This window comes from Marinobacter sp. KM021, from assembly GCF_050707965.1.
Taxonomy (GTDB): domain Bacteria; phylum Pseudomonadota; class Gammaproteobacteria; order Pseudomonadales; family Oleiphilaceae; genus Marinobacter; species Marinobacter shengliensis.
The window spans coordinates 746,995-763,917 of the sequence record NZ_CP136129.1 but is presented as its reverse complement, the minus strand read 5'-3'; the positions used below and the strand labels follow the sequence as shown (position 1 = coordinate 763,917).

Here is a 16,923-nt window from a genome sequence, read left to right as displayed (position 1 = left end):
GGCTGCCAGTTTAGTTTAAACCCTACCTGCAAACAAGCAGGGATTCTGTCAAACATGTTGTGCGACAAGGGGTTGCACATCAGCCCGCAACGAGCTTAACCCATGTACATGCCGCCATTCACATGAATGGTTTCTCCGGTAACGTAAGCAGCGCCTTCCGAAGCCAGGAACGCCACCACCGAGGCAACCTCCTCCGGTGACCCGAGGCGACCAGCCGGTATGATTTCCAGCATAGCCTCACGCTGCTTATCGTCCAGTTTTTTGGTCATATCCGTGTCAATAAAACCGGGCGCCACGCAATTGGCGGTAATGCCACGGTTGGACATCTCTTTCGCCAGGCTACGAGTGAAACCCTCCACCCCGGCCTTGGCTGCACAATAATTACCCTGCCCGGGGTTGCCCATACCGGCCACCACCGAGCTGATGTTGATAATCCGGCCCCAACGGGCCTTGGCCATGCCGCGAAGCACCGCCTTACTGGTGCGATACACACTGGAAAGGTTGGTTTCCAGCACGGCAGCCCAGTCATCGTCTTTCAGACGCATCAGCAGGTTATCACGGGTGATACCGGCATTGTTGACCAGGATCGCAGGCGCACCGGATTGTTCAGTCAACTGCTTCACGCCCGCTTCAATACTTTCCGGTTCGGCTACGTTCATCACGATGCCATAACCCTGGTAGCCGGCTTCTTTCAGTCCACTGGTGATGGCCTCTGCGCCGGCTTCACTGGTCGCGGTACCAATGACTTCTGCACCCTGCCGGGCCAGCTCATGGGCAATGGCTTTCCCAATACCACGGCTTGCACCGGTAACCAGCGCAACCTTGCCTTCCAAAGACATAAACAACTCCGTTTATCAGGACTGGCCGAATGCCGCCAGGGCGCCGGCCAGAGAATCGGGATCTTCAATACCGTGCACCGGCAAACCGCGCTCAATCCGCTTGATCAACCCGGCAAGCACTTTACCAGCACCGCATTCAACCGCAACCGTCACTCCTTCATCACTGAGCGTGCGGATCGAGTCCGTCCACAACACAGGAGAGTATAGCTGCTTCAGCAGATTGCTCTTGAGCGTGTCTGCGTCTTTGACAACAGTAGCATTCACATTCTGGACCACCGGGATGACAGCATCGTTAAACCGGACATCTTCCAGGGCTTCGGCCAACTGTTCGGCAGCACCTTTCATCAGGGCACAATGGGACGGCACACTCACCGGCAGCGGCATCGCCTTCCGCGCCCCGCGGCCCTTACAGGCTTCAATAGCCCGCTCAACGGCAGCGGCGGAGCCGGCAATAACCACCTGCCCCGGGGCGTTAAAGTTCACCGCAGCCACCACATCGCCCTGGGCCGCCTCTTCACAGGCCGCAACAACGTCTGCGTCTTCGAGCCCCAGAATGGCAGCCATGCGACCTTCACCGGCAGGGACAGCATCCTGCATAAGTTCGCCACGAAGCTGAACCAGTTTGACTGCTTCAATGAAGTCCAGACTTTCCGCGGCCACCAGCGCGCTGTACTCGCCCAGGCTATGACCTGCGACGAAATCAGGACGTGGCCCATCCGAGACACACCACTGGCGCCAAAGGGCAACACTGGCGGTTAACAGGGCCGGCTGGGTAACCATGGTCTGATTCAGCTCTTCAGCAGGACCGTGCTGGCACAGGTGCCAGAGATCGTAGCCAAGAACGTTAGACGCCTCATCGAAGGTTTCGCTGATCATTGGCCACGCCTCGGCAGCATCCTTAAGCATGCCGACCGATTGGGAGCCTTGTCCGGGGAAAATAAACGCTGATTTCATAAGCGGAATCTTATCGTCATTGATGGGTTACTGGAGATTAGCCAATAGTACAATTCAGGCCAATTATCCGCGATTAACCCTGAAAATGCGGGTCTACTTTAGTCGGGACCCGACCGGGACAGGCATCATAACATCAGATCATCGAGTCTTTCGTTGATCCTTCGTGGCACTTCGAGCTCCACTTCCCGAACGGCCTGGCGAATAGCGGCCAGCATGGCGCGCTCGTTGGCATTGCCATGGCTTTTAATGACCACGCCCTGGAGCCCAAGCAGGCTCGCACCGTTATGACGGGACGGGTCCATCAACTGAAGGAGGCGGCCAATAATCGGTTTTGCCAACCAGCCCACAAAGCGACCATAAAGCGAGCGGGTAAATGCCTGCTCAAGAAGCTCGATCAGCAACCCGGCGACACCTTCGCCGGTTTTCAATGCAATGTTGCCGACAAAACCGTCACAGACTACTACATCGGCGACATCCCGAAACAGGTCACTGCCCTCGACATAACCAATGTAATTGATGGTGTCGCATTGGGCTAACATATGGGAGGCAAGGCGAACCTGCTCGTTGCCCTTGATCTCTTCCTCGCCAACATTCAGCAAAGCAACACGAGGCTCAGGCTGGGCACAAATGGCCGAGGCCATGAGCGACCCCATCAGCGCATACTGATACAGGTTCTCCGCCGTGGAATCGACATTCGCACCGAGATCCAGAACGTGGCAACGGCCACGGAGGGAAGGAATAAGTTTGGCGATGGCCGGCCGTTCAATACCGGGATACATGCGGATAATCGACCGGCCGAACGCCATCAGGGCGCCGGTATTGCCAGCACTGACACACCCCTGGGCCTCGCCGTCCCGGACAAGCCCGAGCGCAATAGCCATGGAGGAGTTTTTCTTATGACGAATGGCGTGGGAAGGGCGCTCGTTCATGCGTACCACATCCGCCGCCTCAACGATGCGAATCCGTTCGTGCCCATCAATCAACAAGGCCTCGAGCTCGCTCCGGATTCCCACCAGAACAAGACTCAAGGCCTCATTTTCACGCACTGCTTCCAGCGAAGCATGAACCACCACCTCGGCGCCACGATCACCGCTCATGGCGTCGATAGCAATGGTGACCGGTTTACTCACCGCTCGTCCATGCGTCACGGGTCAGAAGGGTATCCCGACGATCTTACTCGTCGCGAGCCTCAACAACCTGCTTTCCGCGGTAAAAACCGTCCGGAGAGACGTGGTGACGACGATGAACTTCGCCGGTGGTTGCGTCTGTAGACAGAGCGGCGGCGCTCAGTGCGTCGTGCGAACGGCGCATGCCACGCTTGGAACGGGTCTTGCGATTTTGCTGTACAGCCATGGTTATGCTCCTGACCTATTTACGAAAACGTTAATGCTTTGTCGTCTTGAGACCCGCCAGAACACTGAACGGGTTATCTTCTCTTTTCTTTACCTCTGGCTCACTGGCAACGTTTGATGGTTCCAGTGCCTCCAGGTCTTCCTTTGCCGGGCATTCGTCCCTCTCATGGAGAGGAAAGGGTGGTAATACCAGCAATAGCTCGTCTTCCACCATGGCCCACAAGTCTGCGCTGAAGTCCTCGAACAGAAAGGGTTCCAGTGCTTTCGGCAATCGTTGGGCCTGCTCATCGTTGATGACCAACCCGAGATCAAAACGGGATTCCAGTGTCGTATGCATATCAGTCATGCAACGCTGGCACTCCAGTGTGACCGGCGCAGACAGCTCGCCCGACACAACCCTTCGGCGCTCACTATCCTGATAAAAGGACAGCTTAACATGGCATTCACTGCCATCCTGCAAGCCAGGAACTGCTTCTCGAAAACGAGCGAGACCCTTGAGTGGAACTACCCCCTCAAGTGTTCTGTTCTGCTCAGCCAGCCGGATAGGGTCAACGGATTTCGGCAGTTCGGCGATCGGCGCTTTAGACATAGGCGCGCAATTTTAGGGGCGCGACCCGCCTCTGTCAAAGACTTAATCCACTTTCTGTCGGGGGTTCCGCTCCGTGTAGGGGTATTTTACGATATGGACCGGTAAACCTGACAGATCCATCAATCCACCATCTCTATAAGGCAGCCATGACCTCACCCGGCCTTTTGCTAGCGTCATCATCCCCTTACCGCAAACGCCTGCTCGACCAGCTCGGCCTGCCCTTTGAGACCGCCAGCCCGAATATCGACGAATCGCCGCTACAAGGCGAACTACCGGATGCCCTGGCGGTTCGACTGGCCACCCAAAAAGCCCAGGCGCTTGCACCGGAGCACCCCGGAAAACTCATCATCGGCTCGGACCAGGTCGCCGCCCTGCCGGACGGCACACTGTTAAGCAAACCAGGCAGCCATGAGCGGGCGCTTGAACAACTCAGCCGGAGCAGCGGGAAAAGCGTGCATTTCCTCACCGGCCTGGCGGTGCTCGACACCCGGACAGGCGTTCTCGAACACTGCTGCGAAACCTTTATTGCACATTTCCGCGACCTTACCAGGGAGGAAATCAGCAACTACCTGCACCGAGAGCAACCCTATGACTGCGCTGGCAGCTTCAAGATGGAGGGGTTAGGCATAACCCTGTTCAAGGGGTTGGAAGGGCGAGACCCCAACAGCCTGATTGGATTGCCACTGATTGCCCTGAACGAGATTCTGATCCGGCTCGGTAACAACCCACTGCTACACCCCGAACCATAATCCGGGGTGCAGCGGGCAGTTAACGCAATTCGAGGCGCGATTCCAACATACGGGTAGCGACACCCTCGCCGACCGAGACGCCCAACTGGTCCACAAGCTCACGGAAGGGCGAGCGACGGCGACTGTAGTCCACCAGCTTCTCCTCACCCACCAACTGACGGGCCACCCAGGAGGTGCTGCCCAGCCCGTCCACCAGCCCCAGCTCAACAGCTTGCTCGCCACTCCACACCAGACCGCTGAACAACCGCTCGTCGTCTGCCAGGCGATCACCCCTGCCCTCTTTTACGGCACTAATGAACTGCTGGTGAGTGTTTTCCAGCACGCTCTGCCAGAAAGCAACATCTTCATCGCGCTCAGGCGAGAACGGGTCAAGGAAAGCCTTGCTCTCTCCGGCGGTATAAAGGCGGCGATCCACACCGATTTTGTCCAGCATTTCACTGAACCCGAATCCACCGGCAATAACGCCGATCGATCCCACCAGGCTGGCCCGATTGGCGTAGATTTCATCAGCCGCCGCCGCGATGTAATAAGCACCAGAGGCGCCGATGTCCGAGATAACCGCGTAGACCTTCTTGTCTGGGTACTCTTCCCGTAGGCGTTTAATTTCATCGTAGACGTAGCCTGCCTGCACCGGGCTGCCGCCGGGGCTGTTGATCCTTAACACCACTGCCTTTGAGCGCTCAGCCTCAAAGGCATTGCGCAGTGATGTCACCAGGTTATCAGCGCTCGCCAGCTCGTCTGCGGCAATAGTGCCCCTGACCTCCACCAATGCGGTGTGGTGACCGGCAACAGAATCAACACTGTCACCAAGAGGCGAACGTATAAAGAAAAGCAGCGCAAACAGGTAACCAAACGTCAAAATCTTGAAAAAGATCCCCCAGCGACGGCTTCGGCGCTGCTCTGCCTGCAGCGACATCACCAGCTTCTCGATCAGTCGCCAGTCGCGCCCCGATTCCGGCGGCAACGCCGGCTCTTTACTGCCAAACAAACCTCGCTTTCGCGCCGGCGCACTCTGCTCAGGCTCTGCAGGCTTGTCACCCCAGCCCGGCTCCTTATCCGATTCCCAGTCACTCATCCGCTATTCCTTAACCACAAACGATCATAGCCCCAGCGTACGCCGAAGCTCATCAACAGAACTCACTACCGCGTGGGGATCATACTGTTCCAGCACGTCACGCTTATGCACTCCCCACTCAACCCCGATCGCCGGCATACCAATACGGCGAGCCATATCCAGGTCGTAGCGGGTGTCACCGATCATCACCGCCTGCTCAGGCCGGTAACCGTAGAAATCCAGAATTTCCTCAAGCATCAGCGGGTCGGGCTTGGATTTGGTTTCGTCAGCACACCGGGTAATGTCGAAATGGGTGCCCAGCCCGCTGGAGGTAAGTGCCACTTCCAGACCCCGGCGGCTCTTGCCGGTGGCCACCGAACAACTCCGGCCGGAGCCACGCAAGTCGGCCAGTATGTCCGCCATACCCTCGAATACGTTCTGGGGCGTGGTCACTTTCTGGAAAAAGTAACCCGCGTAACCCTCCCGAATCCGCATCATTTCCTCGCGACTCAACCCCGGGTACAGACGCTCCAGAGCCTCGATCATGCCCAGCCCAATAATATCCCGATAGGCTTCGCGCTCCAGCTCCGGGTACCCCAGCTCGGTTGCAGCCTGGTGCAAGCTGTCTGCAATATGGTCCACGGAATCAATGAGCGTTCCGTCCCAGTCAAAAATAACAACCTTTACATCCATCAATAACTACCCTTGCTACGCTGCTCAAGTTCTTTGAGCACCTTGGCGAATGGCTCATCATACGGCGCTTCGAGGCTCATTGCCTCATCAGATCCCGGCAATGTGAACTCGAGGGCCCTGGCATGAAGCATCAGCCGCTGCCCACCGATGGCCCGAAATGCCTTGAGACTGGCATCGTCCATATATTTGTCATCGCCGGCTATCGGGTGACCAGCCGAGGCGCTGTGCACGCGAATCTGGTGCGTACGACCGGTTACTGGCGACGCCTGCACCAGACTGTACCCCTGGTATTGCTGCAAACAGCGAAACAGCGTCAGCGATTCCTTGCCTTCGGGACTTACTTTCACCCGCCGCTCGCCATTCGGCATCTCATAGCGCAGGAGCGGCTCATCAACCCGACCAATGCCTGCTGGCCAGGTGCCCGCCACCAGGGCGTGATAATGCTTACGAATGCGTTTGTGCCGCAGTTCATCCTGGAGAAAACGCAACGCCGACCGTTTTTTAGCCACCATCACCAAACCGGACGTATCCCGGTCCAGTCGATGCACCAACTCCAGGAACTTTGCCTGCGGCCGGGCCGACCTGAGCACTTCGATCAAACCAAAACTCAGACCACTGCCACCATGAACGGCAATACCCGAGGGCTTGTTCACCACCAGCATATCGTCATTTTCAAAGACCACCGCCGCTTCCATAACCGATTGCACCCGATCACCGGGCGTAGGCGACTCCGGCTTGCTCTTCTGGACAATCGGCGGAATGCGCACCACGTCGCCAGCCTGAAGGCGGGAATCCGGCCTTACTCGACCTTTGTTAACCCGCACCTCACCCTTGCGAACAATTCGATACACAATGCTTTTCGGCACGCCCCGCAGGCGGGCGAGGAGAAAGTTGTCAACCCGCTGGCCGGCCATATCCTCGTCCACCGTCACCCACTGGACACCCTTCTGCACCTGGCCTGCCGGCAACTCTCCGCGATGCCCATCAGAGGACACCGGTCCTGCCCGGCCCGATCCCCCACGGGACGGATTGCCGCGTTTTGGCGGCTGACGACGGGCTACTGGCTTGCGCGACATGGGATACCTTTTACTGGGTGATAAACGCGGGATTGAACGAACACCGCTTTACTGTTATATTCCGGCGTGCTCTGCCGTTTGTCTACGGCCTGACGAACTCTGGTCAGAAGCCGGAGCGGCAGCAGTATACCGACACTGATTAAGAGATTGAACGCCGAAGCCCAATCATTACCGGGCCCGGCGTGAAACAAACTCCCGGACCACAGGGCAGACCCAGAGAGGCTGCGGCCTGCTCCGGGAGAGGAAAAACCGACCGGAAAACCGTCGGGCGACATCGCGAAGAATCACTACCATGCAAACCCGGGCCGTCCAGCAAACCAATACGACGTGAGACCCAGGAGTTTGTGTGAACCTGAAAACGGATATTATGCGTCAACAGACACTCACCCTATTCGACCTCTCCCTGCTGTCAGGCAGGCGGATCGTCGGCGGTGGTCTCAGACTTACAGGATCAAGCCCCATAAGGGTCTGATCCGTCTGGCCGCCGGCCCGCCCTGCTGTAACAGGGCCCGCGGCACGCACATCCCGCTTCGCTGATGCGAATCCCCCCGGTTTTCTGTCACTAACAAACGACAGGAACCCTTTCTTTCCATGAAAAGAATGCTGATCAATGCAACTCACCCTGAAGAGTTGCGCGTAGCTCTGGTAGACGGCCAACGGCTTTTTGACCTGGATATCGAATCCAGCACCCGCGAACAGAAAAAAGCCAACATTTACAAAGGCCGGATCACCCGTGTAGAACCCAGCCTTGAAGCGGCGTTCGTCGACTTTGGCGCAGAGCGTCATGGCTTCCTCCCGCTGAAGGAAATCTCCAAAGAGTACTTCAAGAAGTCTCCCGGCCAGATCGAAGGCAAGATCAACATCAAGGACGTCCTGTCTGAAGGGCAGGAAGTCATCGTACAAGTTGATAAAGAAGAGCGTGGCAACAAGGGCGCAGCCCTGACCACCTTTATTTCTCTGGCCGGCCGCTACCTGGTGCTGATGCCCAACAACCCACGCGCCGGCGGCATCTCCCGCCGTATTGAGGGTGATGACCGTTCCCAACTGAAAGATGCCATGAACGGCGTACAAGTGCCGAAATCCATGGGAATCATCGTACGCACCGCTGGAATTGGCCGTACCACCGAAGAGCTCCAGTGGGACCTTGATTACCTGGTGCAGTTCTGGGAAGCCATTACCCAGGCGGCTGGCGAGCGCAAGGCGCCATTCCTGATTCACCAGGAAAGCAACGTTATCATCCGGGCGGTTCGCGACTACCTCCGCCAGGACATCGGCGAAGTCCTGATCGACGCCGACGGCGTTTACGAAGATGTACTCAGCTTTGTACGCGCCGTGATGCCCACCTTCGAGAACAAGATCAAGCTGTACAAGGATGAGATCCCTCTGTTCAGCCGCTATCAGATCGAAGGCCAGATCGAAACCGCGTTCCAGCGGGAAGTGAAGCTGCCCTCCGGCGGCTCCATCGTGATCGACCCCACTGAAGCACTGGTCTCCATTGATATCAACTCCTCCCGGGCCACCAAAGGTCACGATATCGAGGAAACTGCCCTGCAGACCAACCTGGAAGCGGCTGAAGAAATCGCTCGCCAGCTGCGCCTGCGGGACATGGGCGGGTTGATCGTTATCGATTTCATCGACATGACACCCGCCAAACACCAGCGCGAAGTCGAGCAGAAAATGCGTGAAGCCCTGGAAATCGACCGGGCCCGCGTTCAGGTCGGCAAGATTTCCCGCTTCGGCCTGCTGGAGATGTCACGTCAGCGCCTGCGCCCATCACTGGGTGAAACCCGCAGCGAAGTGTGCCCGCGCTGTGAAGGCCAGGGCACTATCCGGGGTATTGAATCCCTGGCCCTGAGCATCATGCGACTGATCTACGAAGAGTCGTCCAAGGAAAAGACTGCCGAAGTCCGCGCCATCGTGCCGGTGTCCGTGGCTACCTTCCTGCTGAACGAAAAACGCAAGCAGTTGGCCGACATCGAGGCACGCCAGGGCGTTTCCGTGGTGGTTGCTCCGGTGCCAAATATGGAAACACCGCACTTCGAGATCATCCGTCTGCGTCAGGATGAAGCAACCCCTGAGCACATTGCCAGCCATCAGGTTGCTCAGGAATACAACGAGCGGGAAGAAGAAAGCGCCGAAGTACAGACCACCGAAAAGCCGGTTCGTGAGCAGGCTGCCGTGAAGGCCATCCGCCCCACAGCCCCTGCCCCGACAGCACCCCAGGCCGCCGCTGAACCTGCGGGGCCAGAAGAAGGCCTGTTCCGCAAGCTCGGCAAGAAAATTGCCTGTTTCTTCCGCGGTGAGCAGGAGCAAACCGACACCAAACAAGCCGCCGGTAACCGTGACCGCGCCGGAGACCGTCGTAACCAGGGCCGCCAGGACCGCCGCAAATCACGGGTAGCCCGTGACGACCAGCGCCAGGGTGGCAATCGCACCGGAAACGACCGCCGCCAGAGTGGCCAGCCAAACCGCGCTGATGATAACCGCAACCGTAATCGCGGCAACCGCAACGATGACCAGTCCCGCGGTGCCCAGAATCGTTCAGGGCAGCAGGACAAGGCCGGCGATAACCGCGGTGCGGACACAAAAGGCAGTGAGAACCGTCGGGACAACCGCAAGGACTCACAGGGTCGCAACCAGAACCGCAATCGTCCGCAGCGCGATGCGAAAGACCAGAAAGACAATCGCGAACCGCAACAAGATGCCCAGAAGGCGCCGGCCGAGAACAAGCAGGGTGGTGACGACAAACGTCGCAAGCCACGCCGCCAGCGTAATCGCGACGGCTCACCTGCCGAGTCTCCGGCCAGCACACCGGCCGCTCGCAAGGCAGAACGCAGCGAAAGGCACCAGAAGGATACTCAGCCCGAGAAAGGCGTAGAGACCGATAACGAAGAGGCGAAGCAACAACCAGCCCAGCAACCGGTTGAACAGCCCAAGAAGGTTGAAGCACCGAAGAGCGCTGCCGCCGAAGACAAGGCCACGGTGGAGACACCCAAGGCTGACAAGCAGGAACAACCGAAAGCCGACAAGGTGCCGGAAGAGAAAGCCGAGCAACCTGCCCAGCCGGCAGAGCAAGGCAACCAGGCTGACGGCCAGAAGGCGAGCGAAACAACCGACGCAAAGGCTGACGCCGCGAAGCCGGCTGACGCGCCTGAATCCGGTAACGCCGAGAAGGACAAGGAGCCCAGGGAACCCCGCAAGGCTCGCCCGGCAAACCGTCAGCGCAAACCGAAAGCCGCAGACAAGGCTGCAGATAGCGCCAATACTGAAGCGCCGGCCACCAAGACCGACAGCGAAGCAAAAGCAGCAGAGCCAACTGACAAGCCGGAAGCAACGCCGAAGTCCGAGAGCAAGCCTGCTGAAGCGACGGAAGCTTCAAAGACCGAAAGCAAGGCAGCAAACAGCGAAACGGCAAATGCCCCGAAGGCTGAAAAGGCAGAGCAGGCTGAAACTGCCGAAAAGCCCGGGGGTGAAGAACCAAAAGCTCAGCCAGAGAGCCCCGAGCCCGAGGCCAAGGCTGACCAGGCAGAACCTGAAGCTGAGTCTAAGACTGACGCAGAGCCCAAGGCAGAAGCAAAAGCCGACGATGCGCAGAACGCCCCCGCACAGGACGAAATGCCAGACGTTCCGGTCACTCCGGGCCGTGCATACAATGACCCACGTGAGGTCCGTAAGCGCCAGCGTGCGGCCGCCGAAGCCAAGAAGGCCGGGAGTAACTGAATATGCTGACCAATTCGGATATCGAGGCGCTGGAAGACATACTGTTCGCCGAGCCCTGGGGAGATGAAGCCCTGGATTTCTTCGGGTTCCACGGTGTGGTGTGTGCCAGCGTTATCGGCCCGGTCAGCCTCGAGGCGGAAGATATCTTCCGCCTCGCCACCGGCGCAGACACCCTGCCGGACGGCAAGGTACCGGAGGTCTTCGCTCACTGCGTGAAGGTATTGGCTTCTGATATGGCCCATGCCCTGGACATGGGGCAACCCCTGGAATTGCCCGAACCGGAAGACGGCGATCCCATGAACGCACTGGAAAACTGGTGCGCCGGGTTTGTTGATACCTTCCTGGAAAATGAAGAGGCCTGGCTCGATGCCGCCAGCGAGGAAGACGTCGCGGACCTGATGGTGCCGATGCTTACCCTGTCCGGCCTGTTCGAGGACGAGGACTTCCAGAACGTGCGTAACGATGAGAAGTTATCAGGTCGCATGGCGGAAGCCATTCCGGATTCACTGACGGACCTCTACCTGCTGTTCCACGCACCGGACTAAGCGCTCACCGGTTGCCTGAAATGATGCCAGACGGGCTCCAGCCCCTCTGGCATTTTCATGATACGGCCAAGCTCACACCAGGGCGCACCGGGAAAATGAAAGTCGCTGCCCTGAGACGCCAGCAACTGCTCCCGTCTTGCCAACTCTGCCACAAAACCAAGATCACCACTGGACTGCCCGGATACCGATACCTCAATGGCCCGACCACCAGCCCGGCGAAAATCCGCTGTCAGTTCACGCAGGCGGGTTGCCGTCAGCCGGTATTTTCGGGGATGCGCAAGCACAGCGATGCCGCCAGCATCAGTGATCCATTGCACCACTTCAGATAATTCGGGCCAGCAGGCCTTCACATCACCGGGCTTACCGGAGCCAAGGTAGCGTTTGAACGCATGGGCGGTCTTTGGCACCACCTCGGCGTTTACCAGAACCTGGGCAAAATGCGGTCGTCCGGGCACATCGCCTCCGGCCAGGGCTGTCGCTTTCTCCAGCAACCCGTCAACCTTCAGGCGAGCCAGCCTATCGGCAATCAACCGCGCTCGCTGCCACCGGTTCTCGTTCTGCTGCGCCAGCGCCTCCAGAAAGGCCGAATCCGCTTCATCGAAGTCCAGGCCGACCACATGAATGGTGTGGCTGCGCCAGACACAAGACAGCTCAACACCGCTAATCAGTGACAGCCCCAGTTCCTGCCCCCGGGCGCGAGCCTGAGCGAGACCAGCAATGGTGTCATGGTCGGTCAGTGCAAGATGGCTGACACCCTGCTCTGCTGCCCGAGCGACCAGGTCCTCCGGCGTTAACGCACCATCGGATGCGGTGCTATGGCAATGCAGATCAATGCACGGTTTCGGGTCTTGAGGTATAGTCACAAACAGTCCTGAACTGGGCGATAGCCGCCAGTGTACCAGTGTTGGCTATCCGGCCCTAACCAAACCGAGATTTGCACCGGAGCACCCATGTATTACGCCATTATCAGCGAAGATGTCCCCAACAGTCTGGCCCTTCGGATGACCGCCCGCCCGGCTCATGTTGCAAGGCTGGAAGCACTGAAAGCCGAGGGGCGTTTGCTGGTAGCCGGCCCCCACCCGGCCATCGACTCCCCGGACCCGGGCGAAGCCGGGTTCAGCGGCAGCCTGGTCATCGCCGAGTTCGAATCACTGGAACAGGCACAGGCGTGGGCGGATGCCGACCCGTACATTGAAGCAGGGGTGTATCAATCCGTGACCGTCAAGCCCTACAAGGTTGTGCTGCCCTGAGCTGGTGATAGCGTAACCAGACAACACTGCATGAGCGGATTGTAACCCGCGATTGCTTGAATACCCGTCACTGTGTGACAAAATTGCGTGTTTGAATGACCGTCAATAGACCATACCAGGGAACGTAATCCGTGACATCGCTCCGTCTTCTTCTCAGCCTTTTGCTTATCATCGCTTCGGTTTCCGTCGCTCAAGCCCGCACCGTATGGGTTGACGACAAGCTCTACCTGCCCGTTCGATCCGGAGCCGGCTCCCAGTTCCGGATTATTGAAAACGCGGTTCCCAGCGGCACACCGCTGGAGGTGCTGGAAGTAGGCGATGGTTACACCAAGGTGAGAACTCCCAAAGGCACTGAAGGCTGGGTTTCAAGCCAGTATCTCAGCAACCAGCCGATTGCCGCAGACCGGTTACGACGCGCCACCCAGCAACTGGAGCAGGCGCGATCGGAGCTCACGAGTGTCCGCGAGCAGTTGTCGGCCGTTACGGAAGAACGTGACAACCTGCAGAATGCCGAAAGCAGCCTTTCCAACCGCGCAGGTGAACTTCAGGAAGAACTCACCCGAATCAAGAATATCGCGGCGGACTCCATCAACCTGGAGCGACGCAACCGGGAGCTGCGCGAGGAGAATCAGAAACTGCGTAACGACCTGGAAGTACTGACGGCAGAGAATGAACGGCTTGAAGCCAGCAAGGATTCCGATTTCATGCTGCTAGGCGCCGGCCTGGTGCTCGGCGGTGTTCTGCTGGCCCTGCTCATTCCGATGCTCAAACCAACAAGAAAAACCGACAACTGGGCCTAAATGCCATGAAAGACTACTCGGAAAAACGTGACTTTCACCGGATGCAGGTAAACAGCCGCATTGAAATCACCAATGCCAGGGGCGATACATTCACCGGCATCTGCCGGGACCTGAGCGCCGCGGGCATGCAGCTGTTTATTGACGAGGCTGTCGCCGTGGGCAGTGAACTCAGAACCCGCCTGGAAGGCGCAGATAACCAGCTACCCCCGCTGGAGACCGTGTGTGAGGTCATTCGTTGCGAGCCAGAGGGCGAAGGTTATCTGATCGGCGTCAACATCACAGAAGTTACCCAATAAAAAACGGCGGCCTTCTGGCCGCCGTTTTTTATTTCTCCAGGACACCCCCAGGTCAAACCAGGGGCTTCTCGGATACGATGATGCCATTGTTATCGGCATACACGTAATGCCCCGGGTGAAAGGTCACGCCGTGGAAGGTAACCGGAATGTTCAGGTCACCAATACCACGCTTTTCAGTCTTCCGGGGAACCGTGCCCAGGGCCTGCACACCCAGGTGGGTCTGGCCAATTTCGTCCACATCCCGGATGCAGCCGTAAATTATCAGCCCGGCCCAGCCATTCTCTGCGGCTTTCTCGGCCAGCATGTCGCCCAGCAACGCATTGCGCTTGGACGCACCACCGTCTACCACCATTACTCGCCCGTTGCCTGGCAGACCTACCTGCTCCTTGACCACGGAGTTGTCTTCAAAGCACTTCACGGTAACGATTTCGCCGCCAAACTGGCGCACACCACCATAGTTGTTGAAGCCAGGCTCAACCACCTGCACTTCCGGAAACTCGTCGCACAGATCCGGCGTAATGATCTTGCTCACCTGCTACTCTCCTTTTCCGAAATGTTAGCGTTTTCCGAATACTCGCGCTCAGTCAATCTTCTCGTCAGCCAGGAAGAACCAGGTATCCAGCACGGAATCCGGGTTCAGGGATACCGTATCGATACCCTCGTCCATCAGCCACTTGGCCAGGTCCGGATGATCAGACGGGCCCTGACCGCAGATGCCGATGTACTTCCCAGCCTTTTTACAGGCCTGGATAGCGTTGGACAACAGGGCTTTGACGGCATCATTCCGCTCGTCAAACAGATGCGCAATGATACCGGAATCCCGGTCGAGGCCCAGAGTCAGCTGCGTCAGATCGTTGGAGCCAATTGAGAAACCGTCGAAGTGCTCCAGGAACTGTTCAGCCAGAATCGCGTTGGCCGGCAGCTCACACATCATGATAACGCGCAGGCCATTGTCGCCACGCTTGAGGCCATTCTCCGCCAGCAGGTTAACCACCTGTTCGGCCTCGCCCACGGTGCGAACGAACGGTACCATTACCTCAACGTTGGTCAGGCCCATGTCGTTACGGACTTTCTTGAGCGCCCGGCACTCCAGCTCGAAACAGTCGCGGAAGGTTTCGGAGATATAACGGGATGCGCCACGGAAGCCCAGCATCGGGTTCTCTTCGTCCGGCTCATACAGGGTGCCGCCAATCAGATTGGCGTACTCGTTGGATTTGAAGTCAGACAACCGCACAATGACCTTCTTCGGCGCGAATGCTGCGGCCAGGGTCGAAATACCTTCAACCAGCTTGTCGACGTAGAAATCCACCGGGGAGGTGTAGCCGGCAATACGCTTGTCGACTGTCTGTTTGATATCGCGGGGCAGGCCGTCGTAGTTCAGCAGCGCCTTCGGATGAACACCTATCATGCGATTAATGATGAACTCAAGGCGAGCCAGGCCAACACCTTCGTTGGGCAGCGCCTGGAAGTCAAAAGCCCGGTCCGGGTTGCCCACATTCATCATGATCTTGAACGGAATGTTGGGCATGGAATCCACGGTGTTTTCACGCAGCTCGAAGTCCAGGGCGCCTTCGTAGATCATGCCGGTGTCGCCTTCGGCACAGGATACGGTCACATCCTGGCCGTCTTTCAGTAACTCGGTGGCATCACCACAACCCACAACTGCAGGAATACCCAGCTCACGGGCGATGATCGCCGCGTGACAGGTACGGCCACCACGGTCGGTGACGATGGCGGAAGCGCGCTTCATCACCGGTTCCCAATCCGGGTCGGTCATGTCGGTAACCAGCACATCACCGGGTTGAACACGGTCCATCTCGTTAATGCTGGTGATAATCTTGACAGGACCACTGCCGATCTTGTGGCCGATACTGCGACCTTCCACCAGCACCTTACCGGTTTCTTTCAGCAGGTAGCGCTCCATCACGTTGGCTGAGGCGCGGCTCTTCACGGTTTCAGGGCGGGCCTGAACAATGTAGATCTTGCCGTCGTCACCGTCTTTGGCCCACTCAATATCCATCGGGCGCTGGTAGTGCTGTTCGATAATCATGGCCTGCTTGGCCAGCTCTTCCACTTCCGCATCAGTAATGGAGAAGCGGTTACGGTCTTCCTGCTCTACCTTGACGGTTTCCACGAACTGGCCTTCGCCTGGCTCGGAATGGTAAACCATCTTGATGGCCTTGCTCCCCAGGTTCCGGCGCAGCACCGCCGGGCGGCCAGCCTCGAGCGTAGGCTTGTGCACGTAAAACTCATCCGGGTTAACGGCGCCCTGTACAACCGTCTCGCCCAGGCCGTAGGACGACGTGATGAACACCACATCGCGGAAGCCGGATTCGGTATCCAGGGTAAACATGACACCACTGGAAGCGGTTTCACTGCGTACCATTTTCTGGATACCCGCCGACAGCGCTACCAGCTTGTGATCAAAGCCGTGGTGAACACGGTAGGAAATCGCCCGGTCATTAAACAGGGAAGCAAACACCTCTTTGACCGAAGTGCGAACCTGCTGCAGGCCAGACACATTCAGGAAGGTTTCCTGTTGGCCGGCAAAGGAGGCATCCGGCAAATCTTCTGCAGTGGCAGACGAGCGAACCGCCACAGCCATGTCTTCGTTACCATTCTGGAGTTTCGCAAATGCCTCTTTCAGGGCATTATCCAGACTATCGGGGAACGGAGTATCAACCACCCATTGGCGAATCTGGGCACCGACACGAGCGAGCTCGTTAACATCGTTTACATCAAGGGCATCAAGAGCCTGGTCGATTTTGTCTTTCAGGCCATCGGTGGCCAGAAACTCGCGATAGGCATAGGCAGTGGTGGCGAAACCACCGGGAACGGTAACGCCTGCATTGGCGAGATTACTGATCATTTCACCGAGGGAAGCGTTCTTGCCTCCAACCCGGTCAACATCGGACATTCCCAGGTGGTCAAACCAGATGATGTAATCTTCCAAAGCACGTCTCCCTTGAGTCTGTGTAGCGCGGAGTCTCGAATCTGGCGTGTATG

The 16,923-nt window shown here is 57.9% G+C and carries 17 protein-coding genes; 6 read left to right on the top strand and 11 right to left on the bottom strand.

The window, feature by feature from the left end; all coding sequences use genetic code 11:
• Positions 1-95: 95 nt before the first annotated feature.
• From fabG to RVM24_RS03615, 5 genes are all read right to left on the bottom strand, one after another.
• Positions 96-839, bottom strand: coding sequence for a 3-oxoacyl-ACP reductase FabG (fabG, locus tag RVM24_RS03635; RefSeq protein ID WP_431474978.1), 744 nt, complete (start codon positions 837-839; stop codon positions 96-98).
• A 15-nt stretch (positions 840-854) separates the two neighbouring features.
• Entirely contained in the window at positions 855-1,793 is a 939-nt protein-coding gene (gene fabD / locus RVM24_RS03630; protein WP_230712693.1) for an ACP S-malonyltransferase, read from the bottom strand.
• A 125-nt stretch (positions 1,794-1,918) separates the two neighbouring features.
• Positions 1,919-2,923 (bottom strand): phosphate acyltransferase PlsX, encoded by a 1,005-nt coding sequence (plsX, locus tag RVM24_RS03625; RefSeq protein ID WP_216646179.1) that lies wholly within the window; start codon positions 2,921-2,923, stop codon positions 1,919-1,921.
• A gap of 43 nt (positions 2,924-2,966) precedes the next feature.
• Positions 2,967-3,146, bottom strand: coding sequence for a 50S ribosomal protein L32 (gene rpmF / locus RVM24_RS03620; RefSeq protein WP_011785345.1), 180 nt, complete (start codon positions 3,144-3,146; stop codon positions 2,967-2,969).
• Between the two features lie 30 nt (positions 3,147-3,176).
• A complete protein-coding gene (locus tag RVM24_RS03615) occupies positions 3,177-3,734 on the bottom strand; it encodes a YceD family protein (protein WP_286921253.1) in 558 nt (185 codons plus the stop codon).
• A 146-nt stretch (positions 3,735-3,880) separates the two neighbouring features.
• Here RVM24_RS03615 and RVM24_RS03610 point away from each other — a divergent pair, with 146 nt between their 5' ends.
• Positions 3,881-4,483: a Maf family protein gene (locus tag RVM24_RS03610; RefSeq protein WP_106695476.1), complete on the top strand. Its 603-nt coding sequence runs from the start codon at positions 3,881-3,883 to the stop codon at positions 4,481-4,483.
• Positions 4,484-4,502: 19 nt separating this feature from the next.
• Here the strand turns inward: RVM24_RS03610 and RVM24_RS03605 are convergent, their stop codons facing one another.
• Genes RVM24_RS03605 through rluC form a run of 3 tightly spaced genes read right to left on the bottom strand, consistent with a single transcriptional unit; the run spans position 4,503 to position 7,306 of the window.
• Complete coding sequence (locus RVM24_RS03605; protein ID WP_138436480.1) at positions 4,503-5,558, bottom strand: S49 family peptidase; 1,056 nt, start codon at positions 5,556-5,558, stop codon at positions 4,503-4,505.
• A 24-nt stretch (positions 5,559-5,582) separates the two neighbouring features.
• A complete protein-coding gene (locus tag RVM24_RS03600; protein WP_106695474.1) occupies positions 5,583-6,230 on the bottom strand; it encodes an HAD family hydrolase in 648 nt (215 codons plus the stop codon).
• Positions 6,230-7,306 carry a 23S rRNA pseudouridine(955/2504/2580) synthase RluC gene (gene rluC, locus RVM24_RS03595; protein WP_269063650.1) on the bottom strand — a complete coding sequence of 359 codons (1,077 nt, stop codon included), beginning with the start codon at positions 7,304-7,306 and terminating at the stop codon, positions 6,230-6,232. The genes RVM24_RS03600 and rluC overlap by 1 nt, the downstream gene beginning before the upstream one ends.
• A gap of 591 nt (positions 7,307-7,897) precedes the next feature.
• Between rluC and rne the strand changes: the two genes are divergently transcribed.
• Together rne and RVM24_RS03585 are read left to right on the top strand one after the other, a co-directional pair.
• Entirely contained in the window at positions 7,898-11,026 is a 3,129-nt protein-coding gene (gene rne, locus RVM24_RS03590; RefSeq protein WP_230712695.1) for a ribonuclease E, read from the top strand.
• A gap of 2 nt (positions 11,027-11,028) precedes the next feature.
• Entirely contained in the window at positions 11,029-11,571 is a 543-nt protein-coding gene (locus RVM24_RS03585; protein WP_106695471.1) for a YecA family protein, read from the top strand.
• Here RVM24_RS03585 and RVM24_RS03580 read toward each other — a convergent pair.
• The gene (locus RVM24_RS03580; protein ID WP_230712697.1) at positions 11,568-12,434 is read right to left on the bottom strand and encodes a PHP domain-containing protein; all 867 of its coding nucleotides are present in this window, start codon (positions 12,432-12,434) and stop codon (positions 11,568-11,570) included. The genes RVM24_RS03585 and RVM24_RS03580 overlap by 4 nt on opposite strands.
• Before the next feature lie 87 nt (positions 12,435-12,521).
• Here RVM24_RS03580 and RVM24_RS03575 point away from each other — a divergent pair, with 87 nt between their 5' ends.
• The 3 genes from RVM24_RS03575 to RVM24_RS03565 all read left to right on the top strand — a co-directional run bounded on the left by RVM24_RS03575 (position 12,522) and on the right by RVM24_RS03565 (position 13,917).
• Positions 12,522-12,821 carry a YciI family protein gene (locus RVM24_RS03575; RefSeq protein WP_058090407.1) on the top strand — a complete coding sequence of 100 codons (300 nt, stop codon included), beginning with the start codon at positions 12,522-12,524 and terminating at the stop codon, positions 12,819-12,821.
• 131 nt (positions 12,822-12,952) lie between these two features.
• On the top strand, positions 12,953-13,621 hold the full coding sequence (locus RVM24_RS03570) for a TIGR04211 family SH3 domain-containing protein (protein WP_061331897.1): 669 nt from the start codon (positions 12,953-12,955) through the stop codon (positions 13,619-13,621).
• A gap of 5 nt (positions 13,622-13,626) precedes the next feature.
• The gene (locus RVM24_RS03565) at positions 13,627-13,917 is read left to right on the top strand and encodes a PilZ domain-containing protein (RefSeq protein ID WP_061331896.1); all 291 of its coding nucleotides are present in this window, start codon (positions 13,627-13,629) and stop codon (positions 13,915-13,917) included.
• A 52-nt stretch (positions 13,918-13,969) separates the two neighbouring features.
• Here RVM24_RS03565 and rraA read toward each other — a convergent pair whose 3' ends face one another.
• Positions 13,970-14,449 carry a ribonuclease E activity regulator RraA gene (gene rraA, locus RVM24_RS03560; RefSeq protein ID WP_058090404.1) on the bottom strand — a complete coding sequence of 160 codons (480 nt, stop codon included), beginning with the start codon at positions 14,447-14,449 and terminating at the stop codon, positions 13,970-13,972.
• A 48-nt stretch (positions 14,450-14,497) separates the two neighbouring features.
• Positions 14,498-16,870 (bottom strand): phosphoenolpyruvate synthase, encoded by a 2,373-nt coding sequence (gene ppsA, locus RVM24_RS03555; RefSeq protein WP_061331894.1) that lies wholly within the window; start codon positions 16,868-16,870, stop codon positions 14,498-14,500.
• Positions 16,871-16,923 lie beyond the last annotated feature (53 nt).